Below are 20,587 nucleotides of genomic sequence, written 5' to 3'. Positions count from 1 at the left end.
CAGCGCATTGACTCGTCGCGTCGTCGCGTCGTCGCGTTGTCAAGCCATCGACTCGGCGACGCGGACGCGCAGCAAGTCATCGCTCGCATCGCTCGCATCGCTCGCGGCGCCGGCGCCGACAGCCGCCAGAATCGCCGTCAGGAGTTGCCAGGCGCGTCCGACCGATTCGATCTCGACACGCTCACCCGGCGCGTGCGCGCCGCGGATGGTCGGCCCGAAGGAAACCATGTCCAGACCCGGGTAGCGAGCGGCGATGAGACCACACTCGAGACCGGCGTGAATCACCTGCACCGTCGATTCAGCGCCGAATTGCCGCCGGTAGACCGACTGGCACAACGCGAGCAGCGGCGAAGCCGGATTTGGCGTCCAGCCCGGATAGTGGCCGGCTTTCTCGGCGGCCGTTCCCGACAGGGCGAAAAGCGCCACGATCTCGTCAGCGAGGGCGCTGCTGCCGCTCTCGATCAGCGAGCGGACCATGAAATTGCAGCCGCCGCGGCTCGGCGTGATGGCCACCATGCCGAGATTGTTCGAGGTCTCGACCACGCCCTCGACGCTCAAACTGCGGCGGCGCACTCCGTGCGGCGCGGCAGCGAGTGACGCCAGCCAGATGAATTGATCGCCTGGAGACATCACTTCCTCAACCGAGGCCGCGGTGAAGTCAATTTCCAGCGCCTCGTCGACGCCCCGCAATTCCTCGCGCAGCAAGGACTGCCACGCCACCAGGCTGGCTGCCAGGGCATCGCCATCGCGGACCGGTACGGCCAGCGTCGCCGAGGCTTCCCTGGGCAGGGCGTTGCGGGCCGACCCCCCATTCAGTGCCGCCAGGCGAAGCGGAAAGCGGCTCTCCAGATCACGCAGCACGCGCACCAGCAGTTTGATGGCGTTGCCGCGCTCGGCGTCGATATCGATACCCGAATGTCCACCGCGCAGGCCGCGCAAATCGATGCGCCAAGCCGTGAAACCGGCTGGCAGAGCTTCCGCGCGACCATCGCGGTGCACATTGACGTCCAACCCGCCGGCGCAGCCGAGATAGAACTCGCCCCACTCCTCGGTATCCAGGTTGAGCAGCAGCCGACCCTGCAGCAAGCCACCCTGCAGGCCGTGCGCGCCACCCATGCCGGCTTCCTCGTCGACGGTCAGCAGCGCTTCGAGCGGCCCATGCGTCAGCGAGTCATCCGCGAAGGCGGCCAGGATCAGGGCCACGCCAATGCCGTTGTCGGCTCCCAGCGTCGTCTCCTCGGCCAGCAGCCAGCCATCGCGGCACAGCGGTTGAATCGGATCGCGGGAGAAATCGTGCGCGCTGCCGGTATTCTTCTCGCAGACCATATCCAGGTGCGCCTGCAGAACGACGCCCGGCGCCTCTTCCATGCCGCGGCTGGCCGCTTTGCGGAGCAGGAGGTTGCCGGCCGCATCGACCGTCGCCGACAGCCCCCTGGCCAGCGCCCAGTTCTGAATCTCGTCGCGCAAGCCCCCTTCCGCTTTCGACTGGCGCGGAATACGGCACAGCGCGGAAAAATGCGCCCAGACGGCGGCCGGCTCGAGGGTGGAGAAAACGGGGTCGATACGTCCAGGGAAGCTGTTGTTCATGGCGGATGAGCGCGTCTTGGCGCCAGGAAATGTGTGGCGTGCAGGATACGCGCTCCTGGCCTGCGCTTCCAGATGCCTGAAGCCTGATGCTTGCCTGCGGATTCGCGTCCGCGTCCTGCCCGAAGCTCGCTGATCAAGGACGCCCCCTTGCCGAAGCCTTAGAATTGGCGAACAACAACGCCCCACAGGAGCCCGGATTGGAGCACAGCACGCCGAATCGAGATCAGCACAAGCAGGCCACGGTCATCCTGGTGCACGGCCTGTGGACGCCGGCCGCCGTTTTCGCTCTGCACAGCCATTGGCTCAAGCGCCACGCTTACCGCACGCGACGTTTCGGCTACCCCAGCGTGCGCGCGACGCTGACGCAGAACGCGCAGGCGCTAAAGACCTTTGTCGCGGCAACGACCGCCAGCGAGATCCACCTCGTCGGCCACAGCATGGGTGGCCTGATCATCCTCGACCTCCTCGCGCAAGCACCCGATCCACGCCTGCGCCGGGCGGTCTTTCTCGGCACACCCAGCCTCGACAGTCACTGCGCGCGCCGGCTGGCCAGGATGGCCGGAATGCCAACACTGCTTGGCCGCTCGATCATGGAATGGTTGTCGCGGCCAACGGCGACCAGCGTCTTGCCGCAGTCATCGATCCCGATCGGCGTGCTTGCCGGCACGCGCAGCGTCGGCCTGGGGCGCATCGTGCCCAGCCTGCCACAGCCCAATGATGGCGTCGTCAGCGTGGCGGAAACGCGCCTGCCCGGTGCCGCCGACTTCATCACCCTGCCGGTCGCACACTCGGAAATGCTCGCCTCACGTGCCTGTGCGGCACAGATCGTTTCTTTTCTGGAGACGGGTCGCTTTCGGCATGATTGACCGACGGCTTGGAAACACGGTCTTGCTGCCATTGCTGGCCGCCTTGCTGCTTGGCTGCGGCAACGCCGGCTACTACGCGCAGGCGGTCGGCGGACACCTGGCCGTGATGCGTGCCACGACACCGATCGACGCGCTGTTGCACGACCCGGCCGACGATCCGCGCCTGAAAAGCCGCTTGCAGGAGGCGCAAGCGATACGCGACTTCGCCAGCCGCGAACTGGCACTGCCCGAGAACGGCAGCTATCGCAACTACGCCGACCTCGGTCGCCCCTACGTGGTATGGAACGTCTTCGCCGCACCCGAACTGTCGCTGCAGGCCAAGACCTGGTGCCTGTGGATGGTCGGCTGCGTCAGTTACCGCGGCTACTACGAGCAGCACGCAGCGGAAGAGCTCGCCGCCGAGCTGCGCGAGCAGGGTTACGACACCTATGTCGCCGGCGTCCCGGCCTACTCCACGCTCGGCTATTTCGACGACCCGCTGCTGAACACTTTCCTGCGCTTCGGCACGCCGGAAGTGGCACGCATCGTCTTTCACGAACTGGCCCACCAGCAGCTCTTCGTAAAGGACGATTCACTGTTCAACGAATCCTTCGCCACCGCCGTGGAAAACGAAGGCATGCGCCGCTGGCTGGCGGCAAACGCAGCCCCCGAGCAGCGCGCTGTCTTCGAGACGCAGCGGGCACGCAAGGCGGCCTTGGCGGCGTTGATGCAGGCGTATCGCGAAAGATTTCACGTGCTCTATGAGGCTGACGGTGCTGACAGCACTCGCCCGACCGTCGAGCAGCGCGTGGCCAAGGCGGCGCTGTTCACCGCACTGCGCCGCGACTACGCCGAACTGAAAGCCAGCTGGGGCGGCTACGCCGGCTACGACCCCTTCTTTGCCAACGACCTGAACAACGCCAAACTGGTATCGCTCGCCCTCTACAACGAGCTGGTGCCGGCCTTCGAGGTCCTGCTCACGCAGCAGGATTACGATCTGCCGCAGTTCTACCAACGCGTCGCCGAGCTGGCAGCGCTCGACAAGGCGGCTCGACGTGAAGCGCTGATGCAGCTCCTGCCGGCAGCCAATGAAGCCAGGCAGGCACAAGGCCGCGTAACGGTCATCGTTCCCGCCACAAAAGGCATCAGCAGAGGCAAGAGCGCTGCGCAGTGAATAGAGCATTGATCCGCGGCAGTCCTCGGCGCGACCTCCCTTTCCACCGTTACACGCAACAGGCGAGCCTTTCGGAGTGGCGCGACCGAGGCAGAGGCTTCCCGATAGCCAGACAGGGTGCTATCCTCTTAAGCGGATAGATGCTTATACACGGATGAGAGCCAATGGCCAACGAAGACACTACGCGGCTAACCGTTACCTTCTCGCGAGAAACGGACCTCGCCTTACGGGCTTTCCTCGGGGCTCAGGGAATGCGCAAGGGCGACCTTTCCAAGTTCATCGAGGACGCAGTGCGCTGGCGAATGTTCGACCAGGCGGTTCAAGGCATGAAAGCTCGCAACGCTGATATCGACCCTGACGACCTGCAAGCAGCGATTGACGAGGCCTGCGCCACAGTACGCGAAGAAATGTGGCCGACCCCAGTGAAGGATTCGTAGTTGGAATGCGCTTGATTCTCGACACCAACATACTTATCGCAGCACTGATCACGCGCGGTACGCCACCCGATCAGCTGTATAAGGCATGGCGGGACGGCCAGTTCACCCTTATTACCTCAGAGCTGCAAATCGAAGAAATCCGCCGCGTCACGCGTCGCGACGGAATCCGCTTCCGAATTCACCCTGCAGAGGCAGGCCGATTGGTCAACGATCTCCGCCGCTTGGCAGTGACCGTCGAGAACCTGCCGACCATAGACATTTCACCAGACCCCTACGACAATTTTCTATTGGCGATGGCCCAGGCAGGACAAGTCGACGTTCTGGTTACCGGTGACAAGCGAGACCTACTCGCCCTCTCACGCCATCAGCGGACGCACATCCTGACCGCACGCGAGGCTCTTGTTTTTCTGAAGAGCTAACGGTCATGACATGTCGAGACACCCCTGATGATGAAAGCCATGACCGTTTTCCCTCTTCCCCTGACCCTTCTCCCGCGAGGGGAGAAGGGAGTTTCGTGAGTCGCTTGCGCAACTTTCACATCAAGGCGATTTCTGCCACCGGCCAAGCACGCCGAACACCTGCTTGCGTAACAGAACAATCAGTCGCCCGCAAGCAACCGCCAGCGGCCTAGGTCTTCAGCCGATACCCCGTCTTGAAGATCCACGCCACGACAACCAGAAACACCGCCAGAAACAATAGGGTCATGAACAGGCTGACGCCGACACCGACGTCGGCGACGTCGTAGAAACTCCAGCGAAAACCGCTCACCAGATAGACCACCGGGTTGAACAGGGTGATCGTCTGCCAGATCGGCGGCAGCATGTTGATCGAGTAGAAGCTGCCGCCGAGGAAAGTCAGCGGGGTGATGATGAGCAGCGGCACCAGCTGCAGTTTCTCGAAATTGTCGGCCCAGATGCCAATAATGAAACCGAACAAGCTGAAGGTCACCGCCGTCAGCACCAGGAAGAGCAGCATCCAGACGGGATGCGCGACCTGGAGCGGAACGAACAGCCCGGCCGTCGCCAGAATGATCAGGCCGAGGATGATCGACTTGCTCGCCGCGGCGCCGACATAGGCCGCCGCGATTTCAATATACGAGACCGGCGCCGACAGCAGTTCGTAGATCGTGCCCGTGAATTTCGGGAAATAGATGCCGAAAGACGCGTTGGCCACGCTCTGCGTCAGCAGCGACAACATGATCAACCCGGGGACGATGAAAGCGCCATAGCTGATGCCTTCGATCTCGTCGATGCGCGAGCCGATCGCCGCGCCGAAGACGACAAAGTACAGGGAGGTCGAAATCACCGGCGAGATGACGCTCTGCAGCAGCGTGCGGCGCGTACGCGCCATCTCGAAAAGGTAAATCGCGCGCATGGCGTGCCAGTTCATTGCTCTTCCTTCACCAGGCTGACGAAAATATCTTCCAGCGAGCTTTGCGTGGTGTGCAGGTCCTTGAAGGCGATGGCCGCGTCGTTGAGATCCTTGAGCAGGGCGACGATGCCGGTGCGCTCACCGTGCGCGTCGAAGGTGTAGATCAGCTCGTTGCCATCACTCGCCAGCTCCAGCTGGTAGCCGGCCAGCGCCGGCGGGATGTGCTCCAGGGGAGTCTGCAGTTGCAGCATCATCTGCTTCTTGCCCAGCTTGCGCATCAGCTCGACCTTGTCGTCGACGAGAATGATCTCGCCCTTGCTGATCACCCCGATGCGGTCGGCCATTTCTTCGGCCTCGTCGATGTAATGGGTGGTCAGGATGATGGTCACCCCGGTGGCCTGCAGCGAGCGCACCAGTTGCCACATGTCACGGCGCAGGTTGACGTCCACGCCCGCCGTCGGTTCGTCCAGAAAGAGAATCTGCGGCTCGTGCGACAGCGCCTTGGCGATCAGCAGGCGACGCTTCATGCCGCCCGAAAGGGTGATGATCTTGTTGTCTTTCTTTTCCCACAGCGAGAGATCACGCAGCACTTTTTCGATGTAGCCGGGATTTGCCGCCTTGCCGAACAGGCCGCGGCTGAACGACACCGTCGCCCACACCGACTCGAAGGCATCGGTGGTCAGCTCCTGCGGCACCAGGCCGATCATGGCGCGGGCGGCACGGTAGTCGGCGACGATGTCGTGGCCAGCGATGCGAACGCTGCCCTCGCTGGCATTGACGATCCCGCAGATGATGCTGATCAGCGTCGTTTTCCCGGCGCCGTTGGGACCCAGCAAGGCGAAGATCTCGCCACGGCGAATATCCAGATTGATGCGCTTGAGCGCCTGGAAGCGTGAATCGTAGGTCTTGGAAAGTTCGGATACGGAGATGATTGTCTGCATCGCTGTGACGATAACAGATCGTGGCGATTCATCCAAAAACGCAGCAGCGCCTTCGTCAGGCCCGGCGCAGTTTCAGCAGCCGGCGCGGCAGCCACATCGTGGTCGATGCGCCGTGGCGCATCGGTCGCAGAGGGCAAGGAAAGAAACGCTGGACTTCCTCATGTCGCCGCGGGCACCCCTCCTTCAACGCGGATTGTTGTATCGGCGTGGCTGGCTGCTTCCCGGTGCAGCCGACCCTTGAAAGCTTGCACCGCTGGGCGGAGCGCTCTTGGCTTTGCCGTTCGGGACGGTCACGGCTTCCCCGCTTTCTGCGCTGGCCCTCATCCGTCGGCCCCGCGCGGCAACTGCTCGACCCGTCCACCGCCACCGCCGCGCCCCTCGCGCTGCCCCCCCGCCTCGCGCGGGCGTTCAGGCCGCGACTGCCGTCCCTCGGGCGGCGGCGACTTGGCATCGCCGGCGGGTGCCACTGAGCGCTGCGGCATCGCCGCGGGCCGCGCATCGACTGACGCTTCTGGCTTCTGTTGGCGAGCGAAGGCCTCTTCGCGACGCGCAACATCATCGGCTCGACGCGGCTCGACACGGCTACCCGACCTTTCCACGCCGGGCGCTGGCGCTTGCTGTGGCGCTGGCGCTGGTGGTGCTTGCGGTGGCCGTGGTGCTTGCGGTTGCGCTTGCGGTTGCGCTTGCGGTGGCCGTGGCGCTTGCGGTTGCACTTGCGGTTGCGCTTGCGCTTGCGGTTGCACTTGCGGTTGCGCTTGCGCTTGCGGTGGCCGTGGCACTTGCGGTTGCACTTGCGGTTGCGCTTGCGCTTGCGGTTGCACTTGCGGTTGCGCTTGCGCTTGCGGTGGCCGTGGCACTTGCGGTTGCACTTGCGGTTGCGCTTGCGGTTGCGCTTGCGGTTGCACTTGCGCCGGGACAGGCGCGGATACAGCGGGCCGCTCGGGAAATCTCGGAAGCGTCGCCGCGGGTGGCGGCGCCACTACGGGCTGAGCAGGCGGCTTGGCGTGTTCTTCAGGTCTTCCCGAAGGGGCACCGCTTACCGAGTGCTCCACGGCCGTGACCGGTCGCTCAGCGCTCTGCGCTCCGCGACCAGCAGTCGCCGCTGGCAAGCGATCAGGGCGTTCTGCAGGGGCAGCCGTGCTGGTGGTCGTACCCTGAGTTGCGGGCGGCATCGACACGGCTGGTGGCGCCACCGGCACTGCTGGTGCCCCGCGATCGATTGGCGAGGCAACACCGGGCAATGGGGTCAGCCGCGGCGGCTCGCCACGCCCATCCAAGGGCTCACTGCGCGGAACGCGACCAGTCTCCCGCACAGGGCGTGCACCCTGCTCTGCATCGGGCCGCTGCCCGGCAGCAGGCAGTGACGAAGGCGATCCGGCAGCCGGCAGCGCTCCCGGCTGCCGTGGTGGAGCACCTGCAGACGCTGCTGCGGCTGCAGGTGCCGTTGCCGGCGCGGGCTGCGGCTGACCGATCGCCACGTCGTTCGGCCTGGCCGCCGGACGCTGCTGTGGCTGCGGCTGTGGCTGCGGCTGTGGCTGTGGCTGCGGCTGTGGCTGCGGCTGTGGCTGCGGCTGTGGCTGTGCCTGTCTGGGAAGGCCGCCCGTTGACGGCTCCCTCCTTTCCGCAAGCGCCCCGCGCTCACGGCCATCCTGCGCCATCGGTCGACGCCCTTCGCCGCCCCGCCCGGCGTCTACCGGCGGTACTGCAACCGGCGCCTGCACCTGCACCGACCGAGCGCCAAGTGACTTGCCGTCGCGCGGCAGCATCGCGGCGCGATCGATCGGCCGCTGCTGGGCGACGACATCGGCCGGCACCATGGTCACCGCGCGCGGCATTTGCCGATGCGCGTAGGGCATGCGCTCGACCGCCGCCTGCGGATTGTTGGTGATCGTCGTGATGTTGTTGATCTGGGTGACATGGGTGACGTTGACCGCACGGACATGTCTTGCGCTGGACCGGTAGGGCGGCACATAGACTTCGCGTGGCGCGAGGGGAAACCAACCGACTGCGGGGCGCGCGCCGACCTGTACCGAGACACTGGCGCCCGGCGAGCCGACCCAGGCGACCAGCGCCGGTGCGTACACCGGTCGCGCCACACGCTTGCCGGGCACCCACCCCCAGGCCCCTCTGTGGATCACCCAGCGGCCGTAGTGGAAGGGCGCAAAACCCCAGGGCTCGTCACCGACCCAGGTCCAGCCCCAGGGGGCGACCCACATCCAGCGACCGTGCCGATAAGGCGCCCAATCGGCGGCAACCGCCTGCGGGAACCAGACCGCACCGTACTCGGGGCTGTCGTGCCAGCGCCCGTGGGCGTCAAGGTCGGCAGCGCCGGTCATTTCAGGAGACACGTAGCGACCGTACGCGGCACTGGCAGGCCCCTGCTCGCGCCCGGCACTCCACAGGACAAACGCGTCCTCCACAGGCGCTGACACCTGGTAGCGGATGCCGCCATCGTTCCAGAGTTGGGTACGCTGGCCGGCGCGCAGGTCGAGCGCGCCGTCGCCGCCTGCGAAGCGCAGGCTGCCGCCATGAACGGTGGCCACGGTGGCGGCAGGCTCGGCATCAAAACGGTAGCTGCCCGCCTCCGAAAAGCTGAAGCTGCCATCGCGACTGCTGAGTTCGAATTCAGCGGCCGCTTCCGGTGAGCGGAGGCGAATGATCACGCTACCGGTGAGCAAGTGCAGGCGAACGCGCTGATCATCGACCGTGACAAACTCCAGGATGCTGCTCGAATCAAACTGCACCGAGGTCGACCCGAGCTGGACTTCGCTGCGTGCATCGGCCGCGGTCGACAGAATATCGCCACTGGTAATCGGCCAGTTGAGCAAGGCATTGGTCGATTCGCCACTGTCCGCACGATGCAGGTGAACAGAGCCCGACAACCAGGCGATACGCCCAACACGGCCTGTCGGGTCGGCCGCAGCCGGCGCCGCCAACAGCAGCGCGAGTAGCAGCAGGAGAGGCAAGACGAGCGCACGGCGCAGGGCCGGAAGTAGACGGTGGCACGACGGGGCAAGCGACAAAAACATGGCTGCGGTCTCGAAAAGCGCTGCGTGGAGAACGGCGAATGGGCACGGATGGGAGCTTAACGCGCGAGCAGGTGCTTGGTTGGACACGTGGAACAGTTTGTTACACGATTCCTGGCGCTTGCTCGCGTGGTGACATTCTCGTCGGCACGCGCGCCGACCGTTCCGCCGTCGCTTCGGCGCCGGCCGACTTGCAGTTGAGCGGCGTAGTTTCCACCGCATCGCCGGCCGCCCCTTACCGAGCCACGAGCGAGCGTTGCACGCATCGCCACAGAAATATAGACTAGGCGGATGTACAAATAAGAGAAGTGAGCCATGGCTAGCTCCGCAACCGCCAAGATCTTCAAGAATGGCAACTCCCAGGCCGTACGGCTTCCGAAGTCTTTCCAGTTCGATGTGGACGAGGTGGAGATCCTCCGCCGCGGCGACGAGGTCATCCTGCGCAAGCCACGTCAGAACCTGTCCGAGGCTTTCGATCTGCTGGCCAGCATGCCGGACGACTTCTTCGCCGAGGGCCGCGACGACGCGCCGCCGCAGGATCGGGAGCCCCTGGCATGACCGCCCGTTATCTGCTGCATACGGACATCTGTATTTACACGGCTAAAGCCCGGCCCCCGGAAGTCGCCCAACGCTTGCGGAACCTGACACCCGGCTCGGTGGCCATGTCGGTCGTGACCCTGGGCGAGTTGGTGTTCGGGGCCGAGCGCAGTCAGGCACGTGCGCAGGCCATTGGAAATTTGGCGCGACTGGTCGAGCTGATACCGGTCCTGGACCTGCCCGAATCGGCGGGCCGTCAATATGGACGCATACGTGCCGCCCTGACCGCGGCAGGGACGTCCCTCGGCAACAACGACCTGTGGATCGCTGCCCATGCCGCGGCCGACGCCCTGATCCTGGTCAGCACCAACAGTCGCGAGTTCGAGCGCGTGCAGGGGCTTCAGGTCGAGAACTGGGTCCGTGAGTTGTGAGCAGGAAACCGTGATCCGTCCCCGGTTTCAGTCGTCCCCGGTTTCACTCCCCGATCTGATTAGAGAACAGCCAAAAAATGCAATTCCGAAATAATATCAATGCTCTGCGGGCGGTTGCGGTGCTGGCGGTAGTCTTGTTCCACTTCAAGATTGATGGTTTCCAGGGCGGATTTACGGGAGTAGATATATTCTTCGTTATCTCCGGGTTTCTGATGACTGGCATCATCTTCAGCGGCTTACAGGAAAACCGCTTTTCACTGCTCGGTTTTTATGCGTCCAGAGCAAACAGAATCATCCCGGCGCTGTTCGTTTTGTGCATGGCACTGATGATCTTCGGATTCATCTACTTGCCCATTCAAGATTACCGAAGCCTGCTGAGAACTGTAAAAAGCAGCATGTTGTTCAGTTCCAACTTCTTGTTCGCTGGCGAAGGGAGCTACTTCGACTCCCCCGTGCATGAGAATTGGCTGCTGCACACATGGTCCCTTTCGCTGGAATGGCAATTCTACATCCTTTACCCCGTCCTGCTGATGGCTATATTCAGAGCATTCGGAGAACAAAGGGTCAGAGGCACGCTGGTGCTGCTGGCGATAGCCTCGCTGGCGGCCTCGATATATTTCACAAAGACACATTCGGTGTTTTGCTTCTATATGCTTCCCACACGCGCATGGGAGTTGATTGCCGGCGGCCTGGCATACCTCTTCCCCCTGAGACCAACAAAACGCGCAGGATATGCACTCGAGTTTTTGGGTATGGCAGTGATCATGGCCAGCTTGTCTTTTTTTTCCGAGAAAAACCATTGGCCGGGTTATCTGGCAACCTTGCCCGTTCTTGGTACTCTCCTTTTTATCTACGGAAACACCAACTCCGTTTTCAGCCGCAACAGCTTCCTTCAGTTCGTTGGCAAAACTTCATATTCTACATACCTCTGGCACTGGCCGATCGTTGTCCTCCTTTACTTCTGTGGGCTCCTCGAAAATTGGGCATACGTAGCCCCCTCAATTCTTCTCGCTTTCGCCTTGGGAGCACTTTCTTTCCACCTCGTGGAGAAGCGCAGGAAGAAACCTCGCGAGACCACAAAAGTTGTCTTGCGGTACGCTGCTCTGACTGCCGCTACCGTATCAGCAGCTGCCATTACTGCAGCAGTAGCCAAGGATCACCCCGGCATCCGGTTTGCTTCCCTTGAGGAGGGTCAGCCCGAATACACCAGCACACTCTATACGCAAGACTGTTATCCGAACGATTTTGGCGCAGCCGATTGCAAGCTCGATTATGGCGAGATCTCTGTCATTCTGTTCGGCGATAGTCACGCACAGTCTACGGCAGCTGCCGTCCAGCTGGAAAACCGGAATGCCGCATTAGGCTGGGCTCTTGCCGGCTGCCCAACCCTGAGAAACTTTGCAATGGACGATAAAAAGCAGGAAAAGAAATGCCACGGCTTCATCAAGGAAAAACTGGATATATTGAAAAATCAATACCCTGGAGTACCAGTCATTCTATTTAGTCGTTCAGGAATCTATTTGGACCCCAGCAGGGAGAATCGCTTTCGTGTCTACTTCAATGGAAAAACCAATGAAGATGGACAGTCATTGGAAAGCGAGTTCTCAAGAGAGTACGTCAACACAGTTTGTGAAATATCTGAAAACCATCCGGTCTACATCGTCAGACCCATTCCGGAAATGCCTTTTAGCATATACAAGGGCCTAAGCCTGAAAGCTAGACTGTTTCAAGGCACTTCAGATATATCCAGCCCTCTCGAACACCATGAAAAACGCACCAAGGTCGCCAATCTTGCCATTGATGCCGCGGCCGAAAAGTGTAAGGCACAGATTATTGATCCGATACCCTACCTCTGTCCAAACGGTCAATGCATGGGCTCAAAAGACGGCGAATCGCTGTATTACGATGACAACCATTTGGTTGACCATGGTAACGTGCAGCTAAAAGGTTTGTTTAAAGGCATCCTTCGCCCCTTGTAAATCGGAAGTCTGGCACTGCTCAACAAGGCCCACCGTCACTCCGCCAACAAGCCGCTCGCACGCAGCACCTGTCTTTGCGCCGCTTCTTCCAGCAGCCGCACTGTTCCCGGCATGGCCACGGTGAGGAAAGCGCGCGCGCGAGTGATGCCGGTGTACAGCAACTCGCGGGTCAGGATCGGACTCAGCGTTGCGGGCAGGAGCAGCGCGGCGTGGGTGAATTCCGAGCCCTGCGCCTTGTGAACGGTGAGCGCGTACGCTGTTTCCACGGCCTGCAGTCGGCTCGGCAGGACCCATTTGATGCTCTGGCTGACATCTCCGGCAGGAAAGGCGACGCGCAGAATCCACTCATCATCGCTCGCGCCGGGCAGCGCCAGGGTGATGCCGATGTCGCCGTTCATCAGTCCCAGGCCGTAGTCGTTACGCGTGATCAGCACCGGGCGACCAGGGTACCAGCCGTCGCTGGCTGGAATCAGGCCGGCCGCACGCAATACGCGCGCGATGCGCTGGTTGAGCCCGGCGACGCCCCATGGTCCGCGCCGCAGCGCGCACAGCACCTGGAAGCGGCCGTGTGCGCGCAACACTGCGCGCGCCCAGTCGTCGAAGGCTTCCTGGCTGGCGGACGACGCGGGCTGCTGCCCGCGCAGGGTCTCGAGGTAGTGGCGATAGCCATTGCGCTGCGGCGGCGAGGCCACGACGGAGGGGGCGCAGCCAGCGTCGACGGCGTTTGTTGTTGCTGCACTCGCCAGGCCGCCATCGACGATCAAGGCGCCGAAGCCAGCCTCGTCGTCATCGTCGCCGCCAAGCGACAACAGGGCGAGATCGGCATGGGCCTGCTGCCAGAGCCGGCCGACCCTGGCGGTATTGCCGGCATTGACTGCCTCGGCCAGTTGTCCGATTCCGCTGCGCGCAGAAAAGCGGTGGCTGTGGCGCAGCATCACCACCGCCTGATTAAGGGCACTGCCCGCGGCATCGACCAGCTCCGGGCCGACCTGTTCGCCGGATGCCTGCTCCAGCCAGTCGCAAGTGGCCGGCGTGTAGTGGCCGTCGCACGCACGCTGGCACAGCTCGCCGAGCACCGCCCCGGCCTCGACCGAGGCCAGTTGGTCCTTGTCGCCGAGCAGGATCAAGCGCGCCGAAGGTGGCAGGGCGGCGAGTACGGCGGCCATCATTTCCAGATCGACCATCGACGCTTCGTCGATCACCAGCACGTCGAGCGCCAGCGGATTGCCGGCATGGTGGCGAAAGCGGCGGCTATCGGGCCGGCTGCCGAGCAGGCGATGCAGGGTGCTCACGCTCACCGGGATCGCCGCGCGCACCGCTTCTCCGTGCGCCAGCGCGGCCAGCGGCAGGCGGGCAACGGCGTTGGCGATCGACTCGTTGAGGCGGGCGGCAGCCTTGCCGGTCGGCGCCGCCAGGCGGATGCGCAAGGGTCGCGGCGGCTTCTCGGGTGATGGCGTGCCCGGTGCCGGTTTCAGCGCCACCGCCTGCAGCAGCGCCAGCAAGCTGACCACAGTCGTGGTCTTTCCGGTACCCGGGCCACCGGTGATGATGCTGAAGCCACTGCGCGCGGCGAGCGCGCAGGCGATCTTCTGCCAGTCAGTAGCGCCACCCGCAGCGACAGTCGCAGCTGCAGCCACACCCGCAGCCGGCGCGAAGAGCAGGTCGAGCGTCTGGCGCAGCGCGGCAATCGGCAGCGCTGCCTGCAGACTGCTTGCCATCGCCAGGCGACGCTCGAGCGCGCCGCGCACGTCCTGCTCGTATTGCCAGTAGCGGCGCAGATAGAGGCGCCCGCCGACACGCAGCAGCGGCGTATTGCCGGCGCCGGCACCGACCAGCAGCGGCTGTGCAAGCGCTTGCTGCCACTGGCTGAGGCTCAATCCGGCGAAGACTTCGCGAGGCAGCGGTGGCGGCTCGAGTGTGTCGCCCGGGCTGCTTCCTGCGCTTTCCCCTTCGGGTGGCAGCGACAAGGCGAATGCCGGCGCTTGCAGCGTCGCTTCGAGATCGAGGCAGGCATGGCCACGCCCAAGCTGGTGGCTGGCCAGGGCAGCGGCGAGGATCAGGAACGGCGGCGCGTCGGGAACTTCACGCCACAGGAAATCGGCAAAGGCGGTATCGAGCGGGCGCAGCCATTGCCGCGCTGCCCAGCTCGCCAACAGCGCCTGCATTGGCTCGCGGGCGTCGAAGCTGCGTGCATTCATGGCCGCTCTCCGGCCATTCTTGTCCTCGCGCCGCGACGCGCAAACAAGGCATCGAGCGCTTCGATCAATGCCCGCGGCGGTCGCTCGACGTGCAGCCCCTGACTGGGCGCGTACACCCCGCGCAGGAAGATGTAGACCGCCCCGCCGACGTGGCGGTCGTAGTCGTAATCGGGCAGGCGCGACTTGAGCAGGCGATGCAGGGCGAGCAGGTAGAGGACGTACTGCAACTCGTAGCGCGCGTGCAGAATCGCGGCGCGCATCGCCACCGGCGTGTAGGCGGCATCGTCGGGCCCCAGCCAGTTCGACTTGTAGTCGGCAACGAAATAGCGGCCCTGATGTTCGAAAACGAGGTCCATGAAGCCCTTGAGCATGCCGTTCAACTGCGCCGGCAGCAATGCCGGGCGTGCCGCGCCAGCGAGCGTGTGCGCGCAGACCAGGGCGTCGATGCGGGTGGTGGGAACGCTGTGCACCGCCAGCCAGAACTCCATCTCGGCCATGGCCGCCTTCAGTTCGGACAGGCGGATCGACGTTTCCGGCGCGCCAGGCATGGCGCTCAACTTCATCGGCGTGTTCAGGAAGTACTGTAACCAGGCCGTCAGCGGCTCGATCCAGTGCACCCAGCCGCGGGCCTGGCAGCGGCGCGCGATCATGTCGCGCTGCAGCGCCTGATCGCCGGCGCCAGTAGCGAAGCCCTGCCTGGCCACTGCTTCAAGCAGATCGTGCAGAAAAGTGCCCGCCTCGGCGCCGCGCGGGAAGCCGTGCAGCGAGCCGAGGCCGCTGGCTACCGCCAGCGCAGGAAGCGCCGTCCCGGCACCAGGCAGCGGCGACAGCCCGGATTCCGGCATGCCCGCCTGCGTCGCCAGAGCCACCAGAGGCGGCTGTGCCACCTGTGCCAGCTGTGCCAGCTGTGCCACCATGGCCTCCTGGAAAACCGCTTCGCTGGCTGTCTCGGCCGCGGGCGCAGGAGCGGGCGCGGCTGGCGCAGCGCCGCTCTCGCCCTCGCTTTTCAGCGCCGAATAACTGGCGATCCACCAGTGCTCACCAGCAACGCGCCGCGATGGTCTTGCCGCGCCCACAGTCGGTGTCACCCCGCGCAGCTCGAAGCGTTGCTTGCCGGCTTCCGGCGCCGGTTCGACGAGGATATCCGGACAGCCATCGCCCCAGTCCTGCAGCGCCTGCGGCAAGGCGCCAGCGGCGATCGCCTGCCCGCCGCCAAGCAGATAGGCCAGGGCGCTGCGCTCCAGATCCTGCAAAGGCGCGACTCCGACCCAGGTCGCGTAACGGGCGCGCGTCAGCGCCACATAGAGCTTGCGCAGATCTTCGCCCAGGCGCTCGCCGTCCGCGCGCTCGACGACGCCCGCAGCAGCGGCCAGCGAGAGACGCAGGCCGCCGTCTTCGTCGTGCCATTTCAGCGGCAGATCGCTGCCTTTGGTGAGCCGATAGTTGCTGGCAAAGGGCAGGAAAACGAGCGGATACTCCAGTCCCTTGGACTTGTGCACAGTCACCACCTGCACCAGGTCGGCATCACTTTCCAGGCGCAGCTGCCGGGCATCGCCGCCAGTGCTCGCGGCGTCCTGCTGTTGCTCGGCCAGATAGCGGATCAGCGCGTGCTCGCCGTCGAGCAACGTGCTCGCCTGTTGCAGCAATTCGGCGAGATGCAGCACATTGGTCAGGATGCGCTCGCCGTTGTTGGCGTTGATGGCCTTATTGGCCTCGCTCGCCCTGCCCTGGCCCAGCAGCCGCGCCGGCAGATGGAAATCGTTGAGCAGCCGGCGCAGCATCGGCAGCACGCCCTGGCGGCGCCAGCAGTCGCGGTAGGCGCGAAACTGCAGGACGCGCGCCTCCCAGGCGAGCTCGTCATGGTTCAGGCAATCGAGTTCCTGCCAGCTCAGGTCGAGCGTCGCCGTGGCCAGCGCGGCACGTAAGAGACGCACATCGTCGGGCTCGGCGCAGGCGGCGAGCCAGTGCAGCAACTCGACCGCTTCGGCGCTTTCGAAAACCGAATCCTTGTCCGACAGATAGACGCTGCGCACGCCACGCTGCGCCAGCGCGCCACGCATGGCATCGGCTTCGCTGCGGTTGTTGACCAACACCGCCATGTCCGCCGGGCGCAGCCATTGCGCCCCCAGTTCGCTGACAAAACCGGCCCGCCCGGCCTGGCCGAGATTGAGCAGGGTCACCATCTCGCTGGCGCAGGCGGCCGCCATTTGCTCGAGATAGTCGGTCTTGCTCAAGGGCTTGCCGTCCGCCTTCGCCGGCAAGCACCAGGCGATCAGCGCCGGCAGCGGCTGGCCGGCCAGCTGCCATTCATCCTGGCGGCCCTTGGCCGCGGCGGCGACGAAGGGCACCGGATTGTCGTCGTCGCGGCGGAAGAGGAAAGCCCCGCTTCCTGCCGCGCCGGCTTCAGCGACCGCAAAGCAGTGATTGGTCGCGGCCAGCAGGGCCTCGGTCGAGCGGTAGTTCTTCTGCAGCGTGTGCAGCCGGTCGGCACAGGCGCGTCGGGCGGCCAGATAGGTGTGGATGTCGGCGCCGCGGAAGGCATAGATCGCCTGCTTGGGATCGCCGATCAGGACCAGCACGGTGTCCGGGGCGTTCTGCGCGACACGATAGACGGCGTCGAAAATTCGGTACTGCACCGGGTCGGTGTCCTGGAACTCGTCGATCAGCGCGGCCGGGAACTGGCGACGAATGATCTCCGCGAGGCGCGCAGCATTGGCCCCGTGCAAAGCGGCGTCGAGGCGGGTCAGGAGGTCGTTGAAGCCCATCTGCGCGCGCCGCGCCTGCTCGACCGCAAAACGTTTGGCCACCCAACGCGCGGCATGGCAGAGCAGCTCTTCGCGCGCACTGGGGAGTGCTGACAACTCGGCAGCGAGCACCGCGATGGCCTCGAGAGCCGGGTGTTGCGGCGCCTCGCCAAGCTTCCAGGCTTCGCCCAGGCCAGCCGGAGTCAGGCGATTCCATCCGCTCTTCAGATCGGGCCGTACCATCGCCGGGTCGTCGCGCCAATCGCCCAGCGTCTGCAGCCACGGCTGGTAGTAGCGCGCCTGCAGTTTGCGCCCATCCACCTGCTTGCTGGCAACCGCCTTGTCGAGCAGCGTCTGCAAGTCCTCGACCCATTGCCCCCAGGGCGCCTTGAGCTCGGCCAGGCGCTGTCGCTTCTCGCCGAGGGCCTTCGCGACGGTAGCGGCGGGCGTCAGCGGCGGTTCGGCGAGCAAATCCGCGTAGTCGATTAGGCCGCGAAGACTGGCCCGCAACGCTTCCGGGCCAGACCACCATTGCCGAACTTCGGCAACCGCCTCGGCATCGAGAGCGACCATGAAGCTGCGCCAATAGTCACGCACGACTTCGGCGAGCAACTCGCGCTGGTCGGTCTCGAGGGTCTGGGTGAACAGGCTGTCGCTGTCGAAAGCGTGTTCGCGCAGCATGCGATTACACCAGCTGTGGATGGTCGACACCGCCGCTTCATCCATCGCTTCGGCGGCCAGTTGCAGTTTGCGGGCGCAGGCTGGCCATTGTTCCGGCGGATACTCGGCACGCAGCTCGTGCAGCAGATCCTGGCCCGCGGAGGGGCTGCCGATGCTGTCCGGCGCGACACGAAAACACGCGGCCGCTTCGGCCAGACGATGGCGAATACGGTCGCGCAGTTCCTGCGTCGCCGCCTCGGTGAAAGTAACGACGAGTATTTCGCCGGGCGTCAGCGCCCGTTCGAAGGCGTTCTCGCCGCCATGGCCCAACACCAGGCGAACATAGAGCGCGGCGATGGTGAAGGTCTTTCCGGTGCCGGCACTGGCCTCGATCAGGCGACTGCCGCGCAGCGGAAAACGCAGCGTGTCCAGTGCTGTGACCGCGTTGGTGGTCGTGGCCTGGCCATTGCCAGGAGCTGTGGCGGTGGCGGCGGCGCCCGTACACGCGGTCTGACTCATGCCGCTGCTCCCGCCGTCTTGTCGGCTTTGGCAGCCCGTTCACTATGCGCAGCCTCGCTTTTGGCCTGGCGGGAATCGCCTCGAGCAGGGGCCGCAAGAGAAGCTCGGCGAGGACAAAAAACTCGCCGCTTGCAGTCAGCGCCGCATAGTCTCGATAGGCACGCCGCAGATAAACGTCGGTCTTGCCCTCGCCCGCTTGCCGGGAAAGCGCCTTCGTAGGTCTTGCCGGCGGCATCGCCACCGCCCTTGAGGAAATCGAAAGCAGTGCGTGCCGCCAGCGGCAAGGGCTCACGCATGCCGCGGTGCCACGCCGCCAGCAGGACGCTCAGATGCGCCGCGGCCTGGGCACTTTCGAGAGCGGCCAACTCGACATCGCCGACCTTGCTCAGGACCAGCGTCGTCAGCGGCCCGCCGGCAAGCTGCAGCGCCAGGTGCCAGCACCCAGTGGCGGATCAGCCGCTCGCTCCGGTAGTGACCGTCCTCGACCAGCACGCTGCTCTCCAGCAACCACCCGGCCGCGCTGCCCGGCGCCGTCGCTACGAATGCCGCCCAGCCAATCTGCGAGTTCCAGCTCCTGCCCTTCGACGCGCGCCTGGAAGCGAATTTCCTCCTCGCCTTCAAGCACCAGCGGCCAAGCGCGCCAGCGCCGCCCGATAACGCGTGAAGAGCTCGTCCATCGGCGCCAGCAGATCGTCGGGCCAGGGCCTTCGCCGAAGCCTCCTCCGGCAAAATCGCCGCGGCGCTGGATGCTTGCCAGTCGCGCCTCGCGGGCTGACGACCGGTCTCGCCCCCTGCGCAGCGCCCGCCGCACTGCGCGCGGATCATCGTCCTGCAACTGCCAACGGCCGATGCCGTCGAGATCGAAAGGTCATGAATCTTCCTGAGCGGATCTCGCGCTCGAAAGAGCTTTCAGGCGCTGGCGAAAAAAAAAGCAGCGCACCGGTTGATTCATGGAAGTCGCCGAGATCGCAGGATGAGCGGCCTCCTCGCGCCAGCAGCGGCGATCGAAAGCAAAAGAATCGCTCGCAGGCAGCGCTAGCTGCGCGCGCGTCGGCAAGCCGCATCGGCCGCCACTCCCGCGCATAGTGTGAACAGTGTCGAAACCCGCTGGCTGCGGAGGGAAAATAGTCAGCGCTGAAATGTGTGGCGCAGCAGATTCTCGATACGGTCAGCGCATACGAGCAAGGGTTCTTCATGCAGCCAATGCGCCAAGCTCAGCCCAAGCGGGCAAGATGATCGCCGCAAACAGACCCGAACAGCAAAGACCGGCCGGTTCGCCGCTGTTGTCGTTGAGCTGCGGCAGACAAGGAATGGCGCACGGATTTCGCGCGCCGAAAAGAGCGCTCCCAGGAAACAGGTAGCGATGCGTCCTCGCGCCGCGACACGTGTAGCCCGGACGGTAGTACGTGCGTCATAGACACGAAAACCACGGATGAAGGCGGCTGCGAGGGTAGTCGCGGTCGTTCATGCCGACGCCCAGGCAGAAGCGGCCGGAAAGGGAGGGACGCGCATCGGCCCTCAAGGTGGCGAAAGTGACGGACACCGCCGAAGAAGCGGCTGAGACAAGCTCCCCCGTCGAGCCGGCTAACAGTACTTCACCGACCACCGCCAGGGGGCAGGGTTTCAACCAATTTTGTTTTCGCGTGTGTGTGCGATCAGCTCGCAGGCCTTCCTGCCCAGCAGCTCCAGGGCCATGTCGAGTTGCCAGACAGCGTGTAGCGTCGCCGCTTAGCCCGCTTTTGAACCGCGTTGCCAAAAAACCCAGATCGTCGGGCGCGAAGAAAATCAGCCAATCAGTGGACGCAGGCGCCAGTCACCAGTACTACCGTCGCCGGCCGCGCCCGCACCGCCAGCTCGCATCCAGCGCGCGAACAATTGCAGCAGCGGGCGAGCAAGACCGCCATCGATACCGCCAACTCGTCGTAAGGCGCGCATCTATGCCAGGCCGCCGCACGGCGCGGACCGCGTAGCGGCAGCATTCGCGCAAGCCGAAAAAAGCCAGGTATCGCCGCCGCCGCCCTCCGCTGCCTGGGCAGGTCGAGCTGGCGCGTGCTCGGAGTGCAGGCCCCTGCAGAAATATTGGCGCCGTGAATCCAGCGACTGCAATTGCGGCCCAAGATCGTCTTCGGCAATGGCCG

General features: G+C 64.4%; 14 protein-coding genes and 1 pseudogene. 7 read left to right on the top strand and 8 right to left on the bottom strand.

Annotated elements, in window-relative coordinates:
- Positions 1-39: 39 nt before the first annotated feature.
- Entirely contained in the window at positions 40-1,587 is a 1,548-nt protein-coding gene (locus QZ648_RS00615; protein WP_291995816.1) for an aminoacyl-histidine dipeptidase, read from the bottom strand.
- A gap of 197 nt (positions 1,588-1,784) precedes the next feature.
- Between QZ648_RS00615 and QZ648_RS00610 the strand changes: the two genes are divergently transcribed.
- The 4 genes from QZ648_RS00610 (at position 1,785) to QZ648_RS00595 (ending at position 4,462) form a co-directional block, all read left to right on the top strand.
- Positions 1,785-2,453, top strand: a complete 669-nt coding sequence (locus QZ648_RS00610; protein WP_169065685.1) for an alpha/beta fold hydrolase — start codon at positions 1,785-1,787, stop codon at positions 2,451-2,453.
- A 22-nt stretch (positions 2,454-2,475) separates the two neighbouring features.
- Positions 2,476-3,606 carry an aminopeptidase gene (locus tag QZ648_RS00605; protein ID WP_291995815.1) on the top strand — a complete coding sequence of 377 codons (1,131 nt, stop codon included), beginning with the start codon at positions 2,476-2,478 and terminating at the stop codon, positions 3,604-3,606.
- A 164-nt stretch (positions 3,607-3,770) separates the two neighbouring features.
- On the top strand, positions 3,771-4,043 hold the full coding sequence (locus tag QZ648_RS00600; RefSeq protein ID WP_169065687.1) for a ribbon-helix-helix domain-containing protein: 273 nt from the start codon (positions 3,771-3,773) through the stop codon (positions 4,041-4,043).
- Between the two features lie 5 nt (positions 4,044-4,048).
- Positions 4,049-4,462: a putative toxin-antitoxin system toxin component, PIN family gene (locus QZ648_RS00595; protein WP_169065688.1), complete on the top strand. Its 414-nt coding sequence runs from the start codon at positions 4,049-4,051 to the stop codon at positions 4,460-4,462.
- 208 nt (positions 4,463-4,670) lie between these two features.
- Here the strand turns inward: QZ648_RS00595 and QZ648_RS00590 are convergent, their stop codons facing one another.
- From QZ648_RS00590 to QZ648_RS00580, 3 genes are all read right to left on the bottom strand, one after another.
- A complete protein-coding gene (locus QZ648_RS00590) occupies positions 4,671-5,432 on the bottom strand; it encodes an ABC transporter permease (protein ID WP_169065970.1) in 762 nt (253 codons plus the stop codon).
- Complete coding sequence (locus QZ648_RS00585; protein ID WP_169065971.1) at positions 5,429-6,355, bottom strand: ABC transporter ATP-binding protein; 927 nt, start codon at positions 6,353-6,355, stop codon at positions 5,429-5,431. The genes QZ648_RS00590 and QZ648_RS00585 overlap by 4 nt, the downstream gene beginning before the upstream one ends.
- A 320-nt stretch (positions 6,356-6,675) precedes the next feature.
- Entirely contained in the window at positions 6,676-9,384 is a 2,709-nt protein-coding gene (locus tag QZ648_RS00580; protein ID WP_291995814.1) for a DUF6600 domain-containing protein, read from the bottom strand.
- Between the two features lie 312 nt (positions 9,385-9,696).
- On the opposite strand from QZ648_RS00580, the gene vapB reads away from it, so the two are divergent.
- From vapB to QZ648_RS00565, 3 genes are all read left to right on the top strand, one after another.
- Positions 9,697-9,939 (top strand): type II toxin-antitoxin system VapB family antitoxin, encoded by a 243-nt coding sequence (gene vapB / locus QZ648_RS00575; RefSeq protein ID WP_169065973.1) that lies wholly within the window; start codon positions 9,697-9,699, stop codon positions 9,937-9,939.
- On the top strand, positions 9,936-10,349 hold the full coding sequence (locus tag QZ648_RS00570; protein ID WP_169065974.1) for a type II toxin-antitoxin system VapC family toxin: 414 nt from the start codon (positions 9,936-9,938) through the stop codon (positions 10,347-10,349). Before vapB ends, QZ648_RS00570 begins: the two co-directional genes overlap by 4 nt.
- Before the next feature lie 77 nt (positions 10,350-10,426).
- Positions 10,427-12,328 carry an acyltransferase family protein gene (locus QZ648_RS00565; RefSeq protein ID WP_291995813.1) on the top strand — a complete coding sequence of 634 codons (1,902 nt, stop codon included), beginning with the start codon at positions 10,427-10,429 and terminating at the stop codon, positions 12,326-12,328.
- 35 nt (positions 12,329-12,363) lie between these two features.
- On the opposite strand, the gene recD is transcribed toward QZ648_RS00565, so the two are convergent.
- The 4 genes and pseudogenes from recD to QZ648_RS00550 all read right to left on the bottom strand — a co-directional run.
- Positions 12,364-14,526: an exodeoxyribonuclease V subunit alpha gene (recD, locus tag QZ648_RS00560; RefSeq protein WP_291995812.1), complete on the bottom strand. Its 2,163-nt coding sequence runs from the start codon at positions 14,524-14,526 to the stop codon at positions 12,364-12,366.
- Complete coding sequence (gene recB, locus QZ648_RS00555) at positions 14,523-18,449, bottom strand: exodeoxyribonuclease V subunit beta (RefSeq protein ID WP_291995811.1); 3,927 nt, start codon at positions 18,447-18,449, stop codon at positions 14,523-14,525. The genes recD and recB overlap by 4 nt, the downstream gene beginning before the upstream one ends.
- Positions 18,446-18,838 carry a hypothetical protein gene (locus QZ648_RS24770; protein ID WP_366144048.1) on the bottom strand — a complete coding sequence of 131 codons (393 nt, stop codon included), beginning with the start codon at positions 18,836-18,838 and terminating at the stop codon, positions 18,446-18,448. The genes recB and QZ648_RS24770 overlap by 4 nt, the downstream gene beginning before the upstream one ends.
- Before the next feature lie 11 nt (positions 18,839-18,849).
- A pseudogene (locus QZ648_RS00550) lies at positions 18,850-19,305 on the bottom strand (hypothetical protein); the annotation flags it as partial.
- Positions 19,306-20,587 lie beyond the last annotated feature (1,282 nt).

Source organism: Candidatus Accumulibacter sp. ACC012, assembly GCF_907163155.1.
GTDB classification, from domain to species: domain Bacteria; phylum Pseudomonadota; class Gammaproteobacteria; order Burkholderiales; family Rhodocyclaceae; genus Accumulibacter; species Accumulibacter delftensis.
Note: the sequence above shows the minus strand (reverse complement) of the source record. Positions and strands in the feature narration are given on the sequence as shown.